The sequence below is a fragment of the Rhodococcus sp. ACS1 genome (genome assembly GCF_002300155.1).
In the GTDB taxonomy this organism is placed as follows: Bacteria; Actinomycetota; Actinomycetes; order Mycobacteriales; family Mycobacteriaceae; genus Rhodococcus_F; species Rhodococcus_F koreensis.
Window position 1 is genome coordinate 1,033,236 of sequence record NZ_NSDZ01000001.1, and the last position, 17,362, is coordinate 1,050,597.

Annotated in this window: 21 protein-coding genes and 1 tRNA gene; 8 read left to right on the plus strand and 14 right to left on the minus strand. The window is 69.2% G+C overall.

Features of this window, described 5'->3' with window-relative positions; translation table 11 throughout:
• Window positions 1–44 precede the first annotated feature (44 nt).
• Both nadE and CJ179_RS04950 read left to right on the plus strand, forming a co-directional pair.
• Window positions 45–884: an ammonia-dependent NAD(+) synthetase gene (nadE, locus tag CJ179_RS04945; protein ID WP_072937706.1), complete on the plus strand. Its 840-nt coding sequence runs from the start codon at window positions 45–47 to the stop codon at window positions 882–884.
• 4 nt (window positions 885–888) lie between these two features.
• Window positions 889–1,662: an SDR family oxidoreductase gene (locus tag CJ179_RS04950; RefSeq protein WP_095860811.1), complete on the plus strand. Its 774-nt coding sequence runs from the start codon at window positions 889–891 to the stop codon at window positions 1,660–1,662.
• Between the two features lie 20 nt (window positions 1,663–1,682).
• Here the strand turns inward: CJ179_RS04950 and CJ179_RS04955 are convergent, their stop codons facing one another.
• Together CJ179_RS04955 and moaA are read right to left on the minus strand one after the other, a co-directional pair.
• Window positions 1,683–1,940 (minus strand): MoaD/ThiS family protein, encoded by a 258-nt coding sequence (locus CJ179_RS04955; RefSeq protein ID WP_015890181.1) that lies wholly within the window; start codon window positions 1,938–1,940, stop codon window positions 1,683–1,685.
• A complete protein-coding gene (gene moaA / locus CJ179_RS04960) occupies window positions 1,933–2,988 on the minus strand; it encodes a GTP 3',8-cyclase MoaA (RefSeq protein ID WP_095860812.1) in 1,056 nt (351 codons plus the stop codon). Before moaA ends, CJ179_RS04955 begins: the two co-directional genes overlap by 8 nt.
• Window positions 2,989–3,107: 119 nt before the next feature.
• Between moaA and glp the strand changes: the two genes are divergently transcribed.
• The 4 genes from glp (at window position 3,108) to CJ179_RS04980 (ending at window position 7,355) form a co-directional block, all read left to right on the plus strand.
• On the plus strand, window positions 3,108–4,292 hold the full coding sequence (gene glp, locus CJ179_RS04965) for a gephyrin-like molybdotransferase Glp (RefSeq protein WP_072937703.1): 1,185 nt from the start codon (window positions 3,108–3,110) through the stop codon (window positions 4,290–4,292).
• Window positions 4,289–5,263, plus strand: coding sequence for a bifunctional molybdenum cofactor biosynthesis protein MoaC/MoaB (moaCB, locus tag CJ179_RS04970; RefSeq protein ID WP_095860813.1), 975 nt, complete (start codon window positions 4,289–4,291; stop codon window positions 5,261–5,263). The genes glp and moaCB overlap by 4 nt, the downstream gene beginning before the upstream one ends.
• Window positions 5,256–5,669 carry a molybdenum cofactor biosynthesis protein MoaE gene (locus tag CJ179_RS04975; protein ID WP_087556627.1) on the plus strand — a complete coding sequence of 138 codons (414 nt, stop codon included), beginning with the start codon at window positions 5,256–5,258 and terminating at the stop codon, window positions 5,667–5,669. The genes moaCB and CJ179_RS04975 overlap by 8 nt, the downstream gene beginning before the upstream one ends.
• A gap of 252 nt (window positions 5,670–5,921) precedes the next feature.
• Window positions 5,922–7,355, plus strand: a complete 1,434-nt coding sequence (locus CJ179_RS04980) for a DEAD/DEAH box helicase (protein WP_174705451.1) — start codon at window positions 5,922–5,924, stop codon at window positions 7,353–7,355.
• On the opposite strand, the gene bluB is transcribed toward CJ179_RS04980, so the two are convergent.
• The 3 genes from bluB to CJ179_RS04995 all read right to left on the minus strand — a co-directional run bounded on the left by bluB (window position 7,352) and on the right by CJ179_RS04995 (window position 9,958).
• Window positions 7,352–8,011, minus strand: a complete 660-nt coding sequence (gene bluB, locus CJ179_RS04985) for a 5,6-dimethylbenzimidazole synthase (RefSeq protein WP_095860814.1) — start codon at window positions 8,009–8,011, stop codon at window positions 7,352–7,354. The genes CJ179_RS04980 and bluB overlap by 4 nt on opposite strands.
• Window positions 8,008–9,045, minus strand: coding sequence for a GTP-binding protein (locus CJ179_RS04990; RefSeq protein ID WP_072937700.1), 1,038 nt, complete (start codon window positions 9,043–9,045; stop codon window positions 8,008–8,010). Before CJ179_RS04990 ends, bluB begins: the two co-directional genes overlap by 4 nt.
• A 70-nt stretch (window positions 9,046–9,115) precedes the next feature.
• The gene (locus CJ179_RS04995) at window positions 9,116–9,958 is read right to left on the minus strand and encodes an alpha/beta fold hydrolase (RefSeq protein WP_095860815.1); all 843 of its coding nucleotides are present in this window, start codon (window positions 9,956–9,958) and stop codon (window positions 9,116–9,118) included.
• Window positions 9,959–10,023: 65 nt separating this feature from the next.
• Between CJ179_RS04995 and CJ179_RS05000 the strand changes: the two genes are divergently transcribed.
• Window positions 10,024–10,548 carry a MarR family winged helix-turn-helix transcriptional regulator gene (locus CJ179_RS05000; protein ID WP_072937698.1) on the plus strand — a complete coding sequence of 175 codons (525 nt, stop codon included), beginning with the start codon at window positions 10,024–10,026 and terminating at the stop codon, window positions 10,546–10,548.
• On the opposite strand, the gene CJ179_RS05005 is transcribed toward CJ179_RS05000, so the two are convergent.
• Window positions 10,488–10,973, minus strand: coding sequence for a DapH/DapD/GlmU-related protein (locus CJ179_RS05005; RefSeq protein WP_072937697.1), 486 nt, complete (start codon window positions 10,971–10,973; stop codon window positions 10,488–10,490). The genes CJ179_RS05000 and CJ179_RS05005 overlap by 61 nt on opposite strands.
• Before the next feature lie 127 nt (window positions 10,974–11,100).
• Here CJ179_RS05005 and CJ179_RS05010 point away from each other — a divergent pair, with 127 nt between their 5' ends.
• On the plus strand, window positions 11,101–11,502 hold the full coding sequence (locus CJ179_RS05010) for a PAS domain S-box protein (protein ID WP_241031547.1): 402 nt from the start codon (window positions 11,101–11,103) through the stop codon (window positions 11,500–11,502).
• Between the two features lie 258 nt (window positions 11,503–11,760).
• Here CJ179_RS05010 and CJ179_RS05015 read toward each other — a convergent pair whose 3' ends face one another.
• The 8 genes from CJ179_RS05015 to CJ179_RS05050 all read right to left on the minus strand — a co-directional run bounded on the left by CJ179_RS05015 (window position 11,761) and on the right by CJ179_RS05050 (window position 17,286).
• Window positions 11,761–11,970, minus strand: coding sequence for a hypothetical protein (locus CJ179_RS05015; protein WP_011598322.1), 210 nt, complete (start codon window positions 11,968–11,970; stop codon window positions 11,761–11,763).
• A gap of 87 nt (window positions 11,971–12,057) precedes the next feature.
• Window positions 12,058–12,130: transfer RNA gene (locus CJ179_RS05020), tRNA-Ala, on the minus strand.
• 162 nt (window positions 12,131–12,292) lie between these two features.
• Window positions 12,293–13,024, minus strand: coding sequence for a DsbA family protein (locus CJ179_RS05025; protein WP_095860816.1), 732 nt, complete (start codon window positions 13,022–13,024; stop codon window positions 12,293–12,295).
• A 41-nt stretch (window positions 13,025–13,065) separates the two neighbouring features.
• Entirely contained in the window at window positions 13,066–13,554 is a 489-nt protein-coding gene (locus CJ179_RS05030; RefSeq protein WP_072937695.1) for a MauE/DoxX family redox-associated membrane protein, read from the minus strand.
• A gap of 26 nt (window positions 13,555–13,580) precedes the next feature.
• A complete protein-coding gene (locus CJ179_RS05035) occupies window positions 13,581–14,807 on the minus strand; it encodes an MFS transporter (protein ID WP_095860817.1) in 1,227 nt (408 codons plus the stop codon).
• Window positions 14,808–14,865: 58 nt separating this feature from the next.
• On the minus strand, window positions 14,866–16,497 hold the full coding sequence (gene pgm / locus CJ179_RS05040) for a phosphoglucomutase (alpha-D-glucose-1,6-bisphosphate-dependent) (RefSeq protein WP_072937693.1): 1,632 nt from the start codon (window positions 16,495–16,497) through the stop codon (window positions 14,866–14,868).
• A gap of 73 nt (window positions 16,498–16,570) precedes the next feature.
• Window positions 16,571–16,915 (minus strand): fluoride efflux transporter CrcB, encoded by a 345-nt coding sequence (gene crcB, locus CJ179_RS05045; RefSeq protein ID WP_072937692.1) that lies wholly within the window; start codon window positions 16,913–16,915, stop codon window positions 16,571–16,573.
• Window positions 16,912–17,286 carry a CrcB family protein gene (locus tag CJ179_RS05050; protein WP_095860818.1) on the minus strand — a complete coding sequence of 125 codons (375 nt, stop codon included), beginning with the start codon at window positions 17,284–17,286 and terminating at the stop codon, window positions 16,912–16,914. Before CJ179_RS05050 ends, crcB begins: the two co-directional genes overlap by 4 nt.
• Window positions 17,287–17,362 lie beyond the last annotated feature (76 nt).

Sequence of the window (17,362 nt, forward strand, 5' to 3'; positions counted from 1 at the left end):
AACCGTACCCTGCGCCCGTCAGGGGCACTCGCTAGAGTTCTGTCATGGCGAATCTACGTGCGCAGATCCTCGAGGAACTCGGTGCCCGGCCCACCATCGACGCGGCCGGCGAGATCCGCAAACGTGTTCAGTTCCTGAAGGACTACCTGCTGTCGACCCCGGCCAAGGGTTTCGTCCTGGGTATCAGCGGCGGTCAGGACAGCACCCTCACCGGGCGCCTCGCCCAGCTCGCGGCGAGCGAACTGCGCGAGGAGGGCCACGACGCCGAGTTCGTAGCCGTGCGGCTGCCCTACGGCACGCAGGCCGACGAATCCGACGCGCAGATCTCCCTCGACTTCATCAAGCCCGACCGGTCGGTGGTCGTCAACGTCAAGCCCGGCGCGGACGCGACCGCGAAGGAGTCCTCCGATGCCCTGCGCGACATCATCGGCGACGGCGGCGAACTCCGGGACTTCGTCCGCGGCAACATCAAGGCCCGCGAGCGCATGGTGATCCAGTATTCGATCGCCGGTCAGCTCGGGTATCTCGTCGTCGGCACCGACCATGCCGCCGAGGCGATCACCGGTTTCTTCACCAAGTTCGGCGACGGCGGCGTGGACGTCACTCCCCTGACGGGGTTGTCCAAGCGTCAGGGTGCCGCGCTGCTCCGCGAACTCGGCGCACCCGAGAGCACGTGGAAGAAGGTTCCCACCGCCGACCTCGAGGACGACCGTCCCGCGCTTCCCGACGAGGAGGCGCTGGGCCTGACGTACGCGCAGATCGACGACTACCTCGAGGGCAAGGACGTCCCGGACGCCGTGGCCGAGAAGCTCGAGGCGATGTTCCGCAGCACTCGGCACAAGCGCACGGTCCCGGTGACCCCGCTCGACACGTGGTGGCGGTGACCCGGTGGTCCAGGCGCTGGTCGCGGGCGGTACCGGCACTGCAGGCCGGCAGGTGGTCAAGGAGTTCCTCGCCCGCGGTCATTCCGTCCGGGTCCTGACCCGGCACGGCGGGGCGCCCGGTAGCGAGATCGCGCATTTCCACGGCGATCTCGTCACCGGCGACGGCCTCGACGAGGCGCTCGACGGTGTCGACGTCGTGGTGGACACCACCGACGGCAAGACCAAGGGCACCCGGGCGGTGCTGGAGAAGGGCGCCGAGAACCTGCTCGCCACCGCGGACGGCGCGGGCGTCGGACGCGCCGTCCTCCTCTCCATCGTCAACGTCGACCAGGCCGAACTCGCCTATTACCAGGCGAAGCGCACCCAGGAGCGGGTCTACGAGAGTGCCGCGATGGAGACGGCGATCGTGCGGGCAACCCAGTTCCACGACTTCATTCCCATGATCGCGAAGCCGGCGAGCCGGGCGGGGCTGATCCCGGCGTTCTCGAAGACGAGCTTTCAGACCATCGACACGAGGGACGTGGCGACCGCCCTGGTCGACGCCGCCCTGGCCGCCGACGCGCCGAAGGGGACGATCACCATCGGCGGCCCGGAGGTGCGCACCGCCCGCGATCTGACGACGGCGTGGAAGAAGGCCACCGGAACGCACGGGTTCGTCGTGAACGTGCCGCTTCCCGGCGCGCTGGGGCAGTTCCTGCGAAACGGATCGAACCTGGTGCCCGACAACCGGTTCGGAACGATCACCTTCGACCGGTGGCTGGCCGAGTCCATCCACTGAACGGCCCGGCGGACAGCGGACTAGCCGCCGGCGAACGGTGGCAACACGTCCACCTGGGCGCCGGCGGTGCGCGTCAGATCGCGGGTCAACTCGGAGTCCACCAGGAAGGCGGAGACCGAGAGCACCTGCTGCATGTCGGGACCGTACTTGGCGAGGAGAAGGTCCTTCACCTGGCCGAGATCCGCGGTGGCCGGGAGGTCGAGGGTCTCCTTCGTGCAGCCCGCCGCGTCGGCGGCGGCCGCGAAGTACCGAACCGAAATGCCTGTCACATCAACCACCGATTGCTCCCATGCTGCGTTGCGGCGGGGCGAAGCCCGCCGCGTTGATCCCGTGGCCTGCCCACTTGTTCCACATCGCGCCGCGCCACAACTGCGCCAGGTCTTCGTCGCCCGCACCCGACCGCAGCGCCGACCGCAGGTCGACCTCCTGGTCGCTGAACAGGCACGAACGTACCGTTCCCTCGGCGGTGAGGCGTGTGCGGTCGCAGTCGGAGCAGAACGACCGGGTGACGGACGCGATGATTCCGACCGTGCCCGGTCCGCCGTCGACGAGCCACTCCTCGGCGGGCGCCGACGGGTCTTCCCTCCCGTGTTCGGTGAGCGTGAACCGCTCGCCGAGGACGGCCAGCAACCGGTCGGCGGTGACCATGTTGTCGCGTGCCCACTCGTGATCGGCGTCGAGCGGCATCTCCTCGATGAACCGCAGCGTGACGCCCTCGTGCAGGCACCATTCCAGGAGATCGGCCGCTCCGCTGAGCGTTTCGGGCATCAGCACCGCATTGATCTTCATCGGCGCCAGTCCGGCTCGGGCGGCGGCGCGGATACCGGCCATCACCGACGGCAGACGGTCGCGCCTGGTCAGTCTCGCGAAGTGCTCACGATCGACCGAATCGAGGGAGACGTTGACCCGTGTCAGCCCGGCGCGGGCGAGCCCGGCCGCGCGGTGCTCGAGACCGACCGCGTTGGTGGTCATCGCGAGCGGAATCCCCGGCACCCGCTCGGCGCATCCGGCGATCATCCGCTCGAGATCCACCCGCATCAGCGGTTCGCCGCCGGTGAACCGGACCTCGCGGACACCGAGCCGGTGGACGGCGATGTCGACGAGCCTGACGATCTCGTCTGCGGTGAGGAGATTCTGCGCCGGAATGGCGGGCAGGCCCTCCTCGGGCATGCAGTACGTGCAGCGCAGCGAACACTTCTCGGTGATCGACACCCGCAGATCCCGCGCGACGCGGCCGAACCGGTCGACCAGCTGGTCGACGTCCGGTCTGCCGTCGAGCGAGACCGACGACCGGACGGTCGGGATCCCCATCTCCACCGTCGTCATCGAGTCGCCTTTCGCTGCATCTGTCCAGTATGCCGCGCGGGGGTGAGCGTTGTCCGATGCGGTGCGCGTCACTCCGCCGGGAGGTGCCTAGGATTGGTGATCATGGCCGGAGGAATATCGTGACCGCACGCTCTGTGGAGCAGCACGCCCAGCACGTCGCCGAACTCCTCGCGCCGTTGCACGGGCGCCCGCCCGAGGAGATCCCGCTGGGCGAGGCACTCGGGCGCGCCCTGGCCGCCGACGTCCGCTCCCCCGTCGACCTGCCGTTGTTCCGGAATTCGCAGATGGACGGATACGCGGTCGACGCCGCCTCCGTCACGTCCATCCCGGCGGTGCTGCCGGTCCGGGGCGTGATCGCCGCGGGACCGGCAGGCACCACCGTCCACACTCCCGGGACCGCCTACCGGATCATGACCGGTGCGCCGATCCCCGAAGGCGCCGACGCGATCGTCCCGGTCGAGGACACCGAGGCCGCGGACGGACAGGTCCGCATCGAACGCTCGCGCACCGCCGGTGAGTTCGTGCGCGAGCGCGGCAGCGACGTCCGGGAGGGCATGCTCCTGCTGCCCGCGGGCAGTGTGCTCGCCGCCCGGCACATCGCCGTCCTCGCCGCCGTCGGCTTGCAGCGCGTCCCCGTGCGCCCGCGCCCGCGCATCGCCGTGATCACCACGGGAGCCGAACTGGTGGACGCCGGAACGACGCTGCACCCCGGAGAGATCTACGACTCCAACGGAATCGCCCTCGCGTCCAGCGCCAGGGCCAACGGTGCCGAGGTCGTGTCGATCGCGCGCAGCGGCGACGACCCGGCCGAATTCCGGACCCTGCTCGCGGAGGCGACCACCACCGCCGACCTCGTCCTCACGTCCGGCGGGGTGTCGATGGGCGACTTCGAGGTGGTCAAGGAGACGCTCTCACCGCTCGGCGCGCACTTCGGGCACGTCGCGATGCAACCGGGCGGCCCGCAGGGCACCGCCGTCGTCGACGGCACGCCCGTCCTCAACTTTCCGGGGAACCCGGTCAGCACCCTCGTCTCCTTCGAGGTGTTCGCACGTCCCGAGATCCGGCGCGCCGCCGGGCTCCCGCCGACGGAACCCGAGGAACTGCCGCTCGCCGCGGCCGTCACCTCCATTCCCGGCAAGCGGCAGTTCCTCCGGGCGCGCCGCACCGACGCCGGAGTCGAACTCGTCTCCGGCCCCGGCTCCCATCTCGTCGCCGCGATGGCGTGGGCGGACGTCCTCCTCGACGTTCCCGCCGACGTCACCGCGCTCGACGCCGGCCAACTCGTGAAGGTGATCCCCCTATGAGCGACCTGACGCACCTCGACAGCGAGGGCCGCGCGCGCATGGTCGACGTGAGCGCGAAAGCGGACACGACCCGAACCGCGGTGGCCGCCGGGCAATTGGTCACCACCCCCGCGGTGATCGAACTGGTCCGGGCCGACGACCTCCCCAAGGCCGATGTTCTCGCGACGGCCCGGATCGCCGGGATCTCCGGGGCGAAGAAGACGTCCGAGCTGATTCCGCTCTGCCATCAACTCGCGCTGTCGTCGGTGAAGCTGGAGTTCGGGTTCACCGACACTGCGATCACCATCGAGGCCACCGCGAAGACGAAGGGCCCGACCGGCGTCGAGATGGAGGCCCTCACAGCCGTGGCGGTGGCCGGATTGACGTTGCACGACATGGTGAAAGCCGTCGACCCCGCCGCGACACTGGACGGTGTCCGGCTGCTCACCAAGGACGGCGGCAAACGCGGGCATTGGACGCGCGAGCAGCAGAGCACCGGAATGCCCACGGTGACAGCACGATCCGCGGCCGTACTGGTCGCCTCGACCGGCGGGGCCAAGGGCACGCGGGAAGACACGACCGGCCCGGTGATCGCCGCGTGGCTCGAGGAACGTGGCTTCACCACCCGGGGTCCGCTCGTCTACGCGGACGCGGACATCGCGTCCGGACTCGCCGACGCCCTGTCCGGGAGCCCGGCACTGATCATCAGCACCGGCGGCACCGGGGTCTCCCCCACGGACGCGACCCCGGAGGCCACCCGCGCGGTGCTCGACCGCGAACTGCCCGGCGTGGCCGACGCCATCCGGAACCGCGGCACGGAGGTGACCCCGCACGCCTCGCTGAGCCGCGGACTCGCCGGTGTGGCGAACGGCACAGTCGTGGTGAATCTCCCCGGCTCGCCGGGCGGGGTCAAGGACGGATTGTCCGTCCTCGACCCCATCGTCGATCATCTTCTCGCTCAGGTCGCAGGTGGAGGTGCGCACGATGCCTGACATTCTCGCCCAGATCTCGGATCAGCCGCTCGATCCCGCCGTCGTCGACGCCGCCGTGGCCGGGCCCGAACACGGCGCCGTCGTCGTGTTCACCGGCGTCGTCCGCAATCACGATGGCGGACAATCGGTCTCGGCACTCGAATACCAGTCGCACCCGGACGCCGAACGCTTCCTCCGCACCGTCTGCGAGGAGGTCGCGGCCTCGTCCGGACTCCCCGTGGCGGCCATCCACCGGGTCGGATCCCTCACCGTCGGCGACCTCGCGGTGGTCGCCGCGGTCGCCGCCCCCCACCGCGCCGAGGCGTTCACCACTTGCGCCGAACTGGTGGAGCGCATCAAGCACGAGGTACCCATCTGGAAGCGGCAGAAATTCGCCGACGGGGCGTCCGAATGGGTCGGTCTGTGACTCCTCGGTCGGACCGGCCGGCCGTCACCAGGTAGACTCGCCATTACTAGATGACCACGACGGTCATCCAGCGTCGTAGAACGCATTCAGTTCGGTCACCCGAATCCTGTTGGATGTGCACCACCGCATCCGCTCTTCTTACGGCGAAGAAGCTTGCCGACCGGCAACGCCGCCAACCTGTGCTCGAGCTCCGACGGAGACCTTCCGTATCGGCCCTCCGGGCACAACCCTGTGCTCGAAAGGCCTGACCACTTGTCTGACACGAATACCCCCGACACGACGTTCGCCGCGCTCGGTGTCCGCGAACCGCTGGTGAAAGCACTCGCCGACAAGGGGATCACCTCCCCGTTCCCCATCCAGGTCGACACCCTCCCCGACACACTGTCGGGACGGGACGTGCTCGGCCGCGGCAAGACGGGCAGCGGCAAGACGCTGGCATTCTCCATTCCGATGGTGTCCCGCCTCGCGGGTGAACTGTCCGGCGGAAAGCGCCGGCCGGGCCGCCCGGTGGGCCTGATCCTCGCCCCCACCCGCGAGCTCGCCACGCAGATCACCGCAACCCTCGAGCCCCTCGCCGCCGCGTACGACCTGCGAGTCACCACGATCTTCGGTGGTGTCTCCCAAAACCGTCAGGTGAGCGCCCTCAAGGCGGGCGTCGACATTGTCGTCGCGTGCCCCGGACGGCTCGAAGACCTGATGAAGCAGAAGTTCGTGAGCCTCGACGCCGTCGAGATCACCGTGCTCGACGAGGCCGATCACATGGCCGACCTCGGCTTCCTGCCCGTCGTCACCCGCATCCTCACTGCGACCCCCCAGCAGGGGCAGCGACTGCTGTTCTCCGCCACCCTGGACAACGGCGTCGACAAGCTCGTGAAGCGGTTCCTGAAGAACGAGGTGCTGCACTCGGTGGACGAGGCGAACTCGCCCGTCGCGGCCATGACGCACCACGTGTTCGACGTGGACGGCGTCGAGGCCAAGCGCAAGCTGGTCGAGCGGCTTGCATCGGGCACCGGACGCCGCATCCTGTTCATGCGCACCAAGCACCAGGCCCGCAAGCTGGCCCGTCAGCTCACCGAGGCGGGAATCCCCTCGGTCGACCTGCACGGCAACCTGTCGCAGGCGGCCCGCGACCGCAACCTCGCCTCGTTCTCCGCCGGTGAGGCCCGCGTGCTGGTGGCCACCGACGTCGCGGCGCGCGGCGTGCACGTCGACGACGTCCAGTTGGTCGTCCACGTCGATCCGCCCGCCGAGCACAAGGCCTACCTGCACCGTTCCGGCCGCACCGCACGCGCGGGCAGCGCAGGCGACGTCGTCACGGTCGTGCTGCCCGAGCAGCGCAAGGACCTGGCCGTCCTCATGCGCAAGGCCGCGATCAAGGTGACCCCGGTCCGCAGCACCGCGGACTCCGCACACGTGCTCGACCTGGTCGGCGACATCGCACCGCACGTCGCGCCGGCCCCCAAGGCGGCACCGGCGTCGAACGGCGGCGGCGGACGCAATCAGCGGCCGGGCGGCGCCCAGGGCGGACGCGGCGGTCAAGCCGGTCAGGGCGGCCGCGCACACGGTCAGGGCGGCGGCGCACGTCGCTCCCGCTCGGGTGGAGCCGGACGCCCCCGCGCAGCCTCCTCCACGGGCGGCGGAACCCGCACGGCGTCCGCCGGCGGTTCACGCCGCCGTCAGGGCTAGAACTTCTCGAGGTGGACGGCGTCGGCCAATGGCCGGCGCCCCCGCCACCCGAAGCGTTCGAGGTCCGGCACCTGCTGGAACTCGGCGACCCTCCCCACGCACAGCCACGCGATGGGACGCACCGGCTCGGGGATGCCCAGCAGTTCGGTGAGATAGGGCTCGTCGTAGAACGACACCCAGCCGACGCCCACGTTCTCGGCGGCCGCGGCGAGCCACAGATTCTGGATCGCGAGCACCGCGGAGAACAGGCCCGTGTCGTCGACCGTGTGCCTGCCGAGGATGTGTTCGCCGCCGCGGCTCCGGTCGTACGTCACGACTACCCCCATTCCGCTCTCGCAGATCCCTTCGATCTTGATGGGGTCGAACGTCTTCTTGCGATATTCGGGCAGCGACTCCGCGAACCGCCTGCGGGCGCCGGCCACGTGGTCGGCGAACGTGGTCAGCGTGCCGGTGTCGCGTACGACGACGAAATCCCACGGCTGGGTGTTGCCCACGCTGGGCGCGCAGTGCGCGGCGCCCAGGATGCGGTCGAGAACCTCCTCCGCGATCGGCTCCCCGGTGAACTCGGCCCGCACGTCGCGGCGGCGGCGGATCGCGTCGTACACCGACAGCGCCGGCTCGGGATTCGTATCGGGACTACACGCAGACTCGGTCACGCGGTCACGGTATAGCGGTGCACACCCAGCATCGCGCCGGGGTCCGCATCTTCGCCCACCGCCACGACGCAGCCCGCGAGCCGGGTCCGCACGTGCTCGCCCTCGATGTCGGCACCGATGAGCACCAGCTGGGTCGCCCGCTCCTCGCCGGGCTCCCAGCGCGTCGACGTGAATCTGATGTGCGGCCCGACGGTCTGCACCTCGAACTTTCGGGACTGCCCCGGCACCGCGAAATGCACGAATCCCTTGATCCGGTAGATCCCGACCGGTCGCTTCTCGAGGAACTCGACGAGCCGCCGCGGATCGATCGGCTCGTCCGAAGCGAAATCGACTGCCTCGTACGACGAATGCAGGTGGTCGTGGCCTTCGCAGTGGTCGTGCTGATCCAGCAGGAGCTGGTCGAGGGTGAGCTGCTCCCCCGGCGCCGGTTCACGCCCGGGTTCCCGGTCGAACAGCAGGGTGGGCTCGATCCGGCCGTGCGCGGTGGTGAGGACGGGCGCGCGGTCGTTGTAGCCGCGGACCATCGCCTGCACGGCGGCGCGCCGGTCGTCGTCGATGCGGTCCGTCTTGTTGAGGATCACGAGGTCGGCGAGCGTGACGTGCTTGCCGAGGTCCGGGTGCTGCTCGGACATGTCCTCGAACTGCTCGCCGTCGACCATCACGACGAGACCGCCGTACATCACGTGCGGGTTGGTGCTTCCGAGGACGAGACGAATCATGTTGCGCGGCTCGGCAAGCCCGCTCGCCTCGACGATGATCACGTCGATCTGCGACGCGGGATGCGCGAGGCGGTCCAGCATCTCGTCCATGTCACTGACGTCCACGGCGCAGCACATGCAGCCGTTGCTCAGCGACACCATGGAATCGACCTGGCCGGCCACCATCATCGAATCGATGTTCACGGCGCCGAAGTCGTTGACGATGACGCCGACCCGGACGCCGCGGTTGTTGCGCAGCACATGGTTGAGCAGGGTGGTTTTTCCCGAACCGAGGAATCCGGCGACGATGACGACGGGAATCCGCTTCTTCGCCAACGCTGCGACCTCCGTGGGACCTCGACGAGCTACCGGGCGCCCATCCTAACGCCCGGCACCCGGGCGCGCGTCAGCCGACCGCGGCGAGGATCGCCGCGTCCACGTCGGCGGCGGGCGTCATCGGCAGCGTGTGGTGGGTGACTCCGGGGATCGTCGTGACCGTGGCCGACGGGAGCAGCCGCCCGACGTTCTCCGCGACCCTGCCCGCGTCGTGCGCCCGGCTGCCACCCGCCAGCACCACCGTCGTGGGGACGGTCAGGCCCGCCAGCGCGTCGGCTGTCGGACGCAACGGCACGACGAGCGTGGTGCGGCCGAACGCGGCCGCACCGAGCGCGGTGACGCCGAGCCACCGCGGGTCGACTCCGGCACCCGCCGTCTCCCAGCGGATCAGCCTCCGCTGCCGTCTCTCCGTCGGCCGGATCAGCACCGGCGCCGCGTGGAGCAGGTACCGCGCGCTCAGGCCCGCAAAGCAGGACGTCGGGTCGAGCAGCGCCAGACGGTCGACGCGACGGGAATCGTGCAGTGCGTAGGCGAGCGCGATCATCGCACCGTACGAATGGCCGACCACCGCCGGCGCCGTCACCCCGAGGTGGTCGAGCACCGCGTCCAGCCACTCGAACAGGTCCGGGGCGGTGCGCAGCGGTGCACCGTCGTTCACACTGCGCCCCACATCGCCCATGACGTCCACCGCGAGCACCCGGTGACTGCGGGCGAGCGCCGCGACGTTGGCGACCCACACGGTCGACGTGGCCCCTCCGCCGGGAAGCAGCAGCAGCGGCGCCCCCGACTCCGGTCCGCACACGTTCACCCGGGTGGACCCGAACGGTGTGGGAACGTCGACGGGTGTGACGTCCACCGGCCAGTCGGCCAGCAGCGAGTCGTAGGCGCGGACGAAGTCGCCGACTGCCGTCATCGCATCCTCCTCGAAATATCTCGATAATCGAGATACTAGACAATCGAAGGAAAGGTCGCAGTAGATTGCGGAGCGTGGACCCGGACGAAGGCGCACAGACAGTGCACCGGCTGCGTGCACTCGCAGTGGAGCTGAACCTGCTCGGTGCCGAATTCGCGCAACTGCACGGACTGCACACCACCGATCTCCGCGCCCTGATCTGCATCCTCGACGCCGACCGGGCAGGCCTCGCCGCCACACCCGGATGGCTCGGAGGCCAGCTCGGCATCAACTCCGCCTCGGTCACCGCCCTGCTCGACCGCATGGAGAAGGCAGGCCTGATCCGCCGCGACCGGGACGCCGACGACCGCCGCAGGTGGTTGCTCGCGGTCACACCCCGCGCCGTCGATCTCGGTCAGACGTTCTTCGGGCCGCTCATCCACCGGACGGCCGCCGTCCTCGACGACTTCGACGCGGTCGAAAAAGCCACCATTTCACGGTTTCTCGACGGCGTGAACCGCGCGGTCGCCGTCGAACGCCAGGCCGGCCCTCAGCGCACGGACGGGGCGGAGTCGAGGTCGCGAACCCGGCGCGCGGGCGACCCCGCGTAGAGCCCGTTCGGCTCGCAGTCGCGGGTGACCACGGCGCCCGCCCCCACGACGCACCCTTCGCCCACCGTCACTCCGGGAAGGATGATCGCGCCCGCGCCGATCCAGCACCCGTCGCCGATCACGATCGGACGGTCGACCACGCGCCCGCCCCGGCCGGAGCTCGGACCGATCTCGTGGGTGCTCGTGACGAACTGGACGCGGTGCCCGACGGCGACCTGCCTGCCGAGCGTGATGGGCGCGGTGCCGTCGAACAGGACGCCGCGGTTGACGAAGGTCCCCAGCCCCATCGTGACGTCCTTGCTGCCGAAATAGCAGCCCGAATAGATGCCGGCTCCCCACACTTTCGCTCCCGCGGCCATCAGCAGCAGGACCCGCAACCACACGGGGACGAACGCGGAGGCCTGGACGATGGTGACGAACCGCATCCCGTCACCCTAGCCCCGCGGAGCACGTTCGCGATCGAGGTTTGCTATTCATTAACTATTTCACCGCACGAAACTGCACGGTGCGGCGTACCATGTGGGCGCCATCGAAAAGCACGAGGGGGGAACCGTGAGACAACTGGATAGCGACGGATTCGCTGCGCTGATGGAATCCATTCCCCACGCGATCAGCGTTCACGACCGCGAACGAAACGTCGTGTTCAGCAACCCCGCCTGCGCGGCCCTGATCGGCTACGACGCCGACGAATTCGCGGACCTCGATCACGAGCAACTGTTCCACCCCGACGACGCCGCACTGTGGGGCACCATGCTCGCCCGGGTACTGAGCCAGGAAAGCCCCAGCGCGACAGCACATCTGCGCATCCGGCACCGGGAGGGCCACTGGATCTGGGTGCTCGTCGCGGCGTCCACGTTCACCGCAGGCACCGAGAGACTGGTCGCCCTCGTGCTCCAGGACGAGTCCGACACGATCTGGGGCAACCCCACGGCCGCGAGGCAGCCGATCCGATAACCGTCCGCTCACCGGCCGTCGTCGGAACCGCCGCAGCACGGCGGAGTCCGAACGGTGGCGCCGCATCGCCGGCAGAAATGGGTGCGGTGCCCACCGTTGCTGGACGTCGCACACCCGCACACCTCCCACCCCACCAGGCACGTATTCGCGGCCAGCGGGTGCCCGTTCGGACAGCACCCCGGCGCGGTCTCGGTTCGGGCGGCCACACGTCGAATCTACCCGGCAGTCGAACAGATGTGCGAATCGCTGCCCGAAGCGTCACATGTAATTGCCGGGCGAACCGTCCTCCTGGCCGTCCTCCCGCTCCACCAGGAACCAACTCCCGGGGGCGTAGATCAGCTCCCGCGCGGCGCGGACGATGACGAGCGCCCCGGACTCGTGGATGCTGTAGCTGTCGTCGTCGCCGAAGTCGGTGACGGCGAACTCCGCCAATTGGTCGAATGAGCGATGCGTCACAGTGAATGTCATGACGCCAGTGTCCCACCGGGACAAGAGGGATGAATGAGGAAAGCCCCCCACCCGCATCGTCTGCGGATGAGAGGCTTCTCTCGAAAGTGGAGCTAAGGGGACTCGAACCCCTGACCCCCACACTGCCAGTGTGGTGCGCTACCAGCTGCGCCATAGCCCCGTATTCGGTTGTTCTCCGCACTCGGAATGACTTCCTCCGTGCTCGAAGAAAGTTACACCATTGCCGACCGGGCCAACAAATCGCCTGGTCAGGGGCGCTTCGTGCCCGTGCGTGGTTAACGAGTCCAGACACTCGTCAACCACGCACGGGCGGCGGAGCCGCCTACAGCTGCGACACCCAGTTCTCGTTGGACAGCGCGTCGATCACGGTGCCGTCCTTGACGACGGCGGGCGTGCCGGTGGCACCGCTCGCGGCGAGGGCCTGACGGCCCGCCTCGGCGTGCGCCCGGGCCTGCTCGACCTTCGCCCCGGTGGTGATGCACTCGGCGGCCGCGTCGGATGCTCCGGCGTCGCGGGCGATCTGCGCGAGTTCCTCGTTGGTGTGATCGGAGCTGCCGTTCTCCTTCGGCTGGTTCGCCGGCGAGAACAACGCCGCATGGAATGCCGAATACGCCACGGCGTCACCGGTTTCGGCGACGCACTCGGACGCGGCGACGGCGCGGGTGGAGTAGTCGCCGGTGGCCGAGAGCCGGTCGAGGAAGTTCAGGACGTGGTAGCGCACGGCCACCTTGCCGTCGTCGATGGACTGCGCGAGTTCCTGACCGTTCTTGTTCTCGAGCTCGGCGCAGTACGGGCACATGGGATCTTCGAACAGGTCGACCGTGGTGGCCGCATCCGGCCGGCCGAGGAGCACGACGCCGTCACCCTGCAACGCCACCTGGACCTCGGAGTTCTGGACCCCGCCGTAACCGTCGTTGCGCGGCTTGCTGCGGTTGCTCTGCCAGATCACACCACCGATGACGAGTACGGCGATGACCAGTACGGCGAGCCCACCGAGAATGTAGGTGGACCGGCTGGATTCCGGCTGCGGGTTGTACTTGTTCTTCGAGCTCACGTGGATGCAGTCCTTCGACGTCGGATCGATTTACCGAATGCTTACTCTGCCACCGTCTGCTGAGGGGTCACTGAGAAAGTGGTGCGGGAGCGGAGCCCCAGCGCGGACGGGGAACGGGGGAACACGATCAGCCACACCGCCAGTGCGAGGAAGCCCACATCCCGGAGGATTTCCTTGGTGTAGTCCCAGCCGTTCACGTCGGCCGCACCGCCGCCGCCGAAGCATCCGCAGTCGATGGACAGCCCGCGCGCCCACACCGAGACGATCACGCCGATGAGGACGAGCAGGAGCACCGCGGACACCGAGGCCGTGGCGCGGACGGCGAGCCCGATCAGCAGGAGCAGACCGAGGGCGATCTCGAAGAACGGCAGCGTGTTGGCGACCGGCCGGACGAGGTCTTCGGGCAGTAGCTGGTACGCCCGGACCGCGATGATCGTCTGGGCGGGGTCGGCGACCTTGAGTGCGCCGGAGACCAGCCAGACGGCAGCGAGTGACAGCCGGGCGAGCAGGGAGACGACCTTGATCCACACCCGGACGAGCGTACCGAAGACGCCGGTCAGACCGCCTCGACCGACACCTTGGGCGCCGGCTTGTTCGGGACCAGCAGCCAGCCGATGGCGGCGAGGAGCATGACCCCTCCGGTGACCCCGAATGCGACCGCGTACGACAGGTGCTGAGCGAGCAGACCCGCGCCGACCGGGCCGAGGACCCCGCCGACGTCGGCGACCATCTGGAACGCGGCCAGCACGGGGCCGCCGCGGGATTTCGCGCCCACGACGTCGGCGACCGCGGCCTGCTGCGCGGGGCTCATCACTCCGGATCCGATGCCCGCGATGCCGGACAGCACCAGGAACACCAGCAGGTTCTCGCTGAGTCCCATTCCGACGGTGCTGGCGCCGCACACCAGCAGTCCGAGCAGGACGAACACCTTCCGGCCGTAGACGTCCGACAACCGCCCGGACACGATGAGGACGAGCGCATTGCCGACGGCGAACACGGTGAGGGCGATACCGGCGAGGGCGGCGTCGCGGTGCAGCGCCTCGACGACGAACAGCGGCACCATCGCCACCCGCACTCCGAAGATCACACCACCGAACGCGAAGTTGGAGCCGAGCGCCGCCCGGTAGACGGGCTGCCCGAGTGCTTCCCGCAGCGTCATGGTGGCACCGGCAGCAGTGGCGTCGGGTGCCGTCAGGTGCGAACCCCGCAGGCTCACGAACACGACAGCGGCCGCGACGACGAGGGCGATCGCGTAAATCACGAACGGAACCCGGAGCCCGAATCCGACGAGCAACCCGCCGACGAGGGGTCCGGAGATCGATCCCATCAGGAAGCTGGTCGCGTAGAGCCCGGACACGCGGCCGCGGCTGTCCACCGGTGCGATGCGGATCACCAGGCCCATCGCCGACACCGTGAACATCGTCGAGCCGATGCCCCCGAGTGCGCGGAAGACGAGCAACTGCCAGTAGTCCCCCGCGACCGCGCAGGCGGCGGTCGAGGCCGCGACGATCAGGAGCCCGGTGATGTAGACGGGCCGCTCCCCCAGCTTCTGCACGAGCCGGCCGCTCACCGGGGCGAAGATCAGACGCATGAACGCGAACGACGAGATCACGACGGTGGCCGCCGTCACGCTCACGTCGAAGCTGCGGGCGAACTGCGGGAGAGCGGGTGCGACGATCCCGAATCCGAGTGCGATGACGAAGCTGGCCGAGACCAGCACCCAGATTTCCGAAGGGAGCCGCGGGCTGCGCCCGGCGGGCAGCCCGGCTGCGCGAGTGTTCATAGTTGAATCCGATGGTAGGTGCCCCCGCTTCCGCGACGGCACCTACCCCGCCGAACACCTACTTCAGGACGTCGGCCACCAGTTCCTTGGCCGCCGCCTGCACCTGCGCGAGATGATCCGGGCCCTGGAACGATTCGGCATAGATCTTGTAGACGTCCTCGGTGCCCGACGGCCGCGCCGCGAACCACGCCGATGCGGTGGTGACCTTCAGCCCGCCGAGGGCCGCCCCGTTGCCCGGGGCGCTCGTCAGCGTCGCGGTGATCGGCTCCCCCGCCAGTTCGGTGGCCGACACCTGTTCGGGCGACAGTTTCGCCAGCACCGCCTTCTGCTCCCGGGTGGCGGGGGCGTCGATGCGGGCGTAGGCGGGGCTGCCGAACTGCTCGGTCAGTTCCCGGTACCGGACCGACGGTGTCTTTCCCGTCACCGCCGTCATCTCCGAGGCCAGCAGGGCCAGGATGATCCCGTCCTTGTCCGTGGTCCACACCCCGCCGTCGTGGCGCAGGAACGACGCACCCGCACTCTCCTCGCCGCCGAAACCGAGCGAACCCTCGAGCAGCCCGGGGACGAACCACTTGAAACCCACCGGGACCTCGAGGAGTTCACGGCCGAGGCTTCCGACCACCCGGTCGATCATCGACGAACTGACCAGCGTCTTGCCCACCTTCACACCCGAGCTCCACCCTTGTCGGTGCGAGAACAGGTAGTCGATGGCGACCGCGAGGTAGTGGTTGGGATTCATCAGTCCCGCATCGGGAGTGACGATTCCGTGCCGGTCCGCATCGGCGTCGTTGCCGGTGGAGATGTCGAACCGGTCCCGGGCTCCGATCAGCGAGGCCATGGCGTTCGGCGACGAGCAGTCCATGCGGATCTTGCCGTCGGTGTCGAGGGTCATGAACCGCCACGTGGCGTCGACGAGCGGGTTGACGACCTCGAGGTCGAGGCGGTGGATGTCGGCGATCGCACCCCAGTAGTCGACGCTCGCGCCGCCCAGCGGGTCGGCGCCGATCCGCACCCCGGCGCTGCGGATGGCGTCGAGGTCGAGAACGCTCGGTAGGTCGTCGATGTAGAAGCGGAGGAAGTCGTACCGCTCGGCCCGCGCGATCGCCCGGGCCGCCGGGATCCGCCGCACGCCCGAGAGGTCCCGCCGGAGTAGCTCGTTCGCCCGGTCGGCGATGATCGTCGTCGCCTCGGAGCCGGCGGGGCCACCGTGCGGCGGGTTGTATTTGAAGCCGCCGTCGCGGGGCGGGTTGTGCGACGGCGTCACGACGATGCCGTCGGCCTTCGACTCCGGGCCGCTGCGGTTGTAGCGGAGAATCGCGTGGCTGACCGCGGGAGTCGGCGTGTAGCGGTCCCGCGAATCGATCAGCACCGTCACGTCGTTCGCGGCCAGCACCTCGAGCGCCGACGTCCACGCCGGCTCGGACAGGGCGTGGGTGTCGCGCCCGAGAAACAGAGGTCCGTCGATGCCCTGGGACGCCCGGTACTCGACGATGGCCTGAGTGGTGGCGAGGATGTGCGCCTCGTTGAACGCGGTGTCCAGGCTCGACCCCCGGTGGCCGGACGTCCCGAACAGCACCTGCTGCACAGGGTTCTCGGGGTCGGGCACGCCGCTGTAGTACGCGGTCACCAGGTGCGCGATGTCTACGAGATCCTCCGGCAGTGCCACCTGACCCGCCCTGTCGTGCGCCACGAGACCTCCTGGAAACGTTTCGGGATCGAACTCGGCTCCAACCCATCCTGCACCCTCGCGCCGGAGTCTGCCCTCAAGACGTCAATCGGAATCCCAGCCAGGCGACGGCCAGACCGGCCGTCACACTCGCGATCGTGTACACGACGGACGTGAGCGCCAGCCGGATCCGCAGCAGTCCCACCGATTCCACCGCGAACGTCGAGTACGTGGTCAGTCCCCCGCAGAAGCCCGTGCCCAGCAACGCGAACGCCTGCGCGGACATCGACGCCCCCGACAGCAGTCCGAGGATCAGGCACCCGGCGACGTTCACGAGGAAGGTGGCGACCGGGAAACTGCGGTACGAGTCGACGTACCGGCCGGCGAGGTACCGCGTCGTCGCACCGAGCGCGCCGCCGACCGCGACGAGGAGGACGATCATGTCGCCGCCTTCCGCGCCAGCCGGTGGCGGTGACCGACGAGCATCCCCAGCCGCGCCGCGAGCAGGGCGGGGATCAGGGTGGCCACGACGTAGAGGCTCGCGGTCACCACGTCCTCCCGCACCGCGTCGACGGCGAAGGTCGAGAACGTGGTGAAACCGCCGAGGACGCCGACTCCCAGGAACAGCCGCCACAACCGGTCCGGTCCCACCGTCTCGGCGAGGTAGCCGAGCAGCAGCGACCCGATCACGTTGATCAGCAGGACGGTCCAGATGCCCGGCCACAGCTCGGACAGGAGGAATCTCGCGGACGCACCGAGCGCACCGCCCAGGGCGACCACGGCCACCGGTTTCGTCAGGGACACGGCACACATCGTGTCACGGCGGCCCGCCAGGATGGTCGAACTCCGGTGCGCACAAAAAGGTCCGGGCCGGACACCTGGTGGTGTC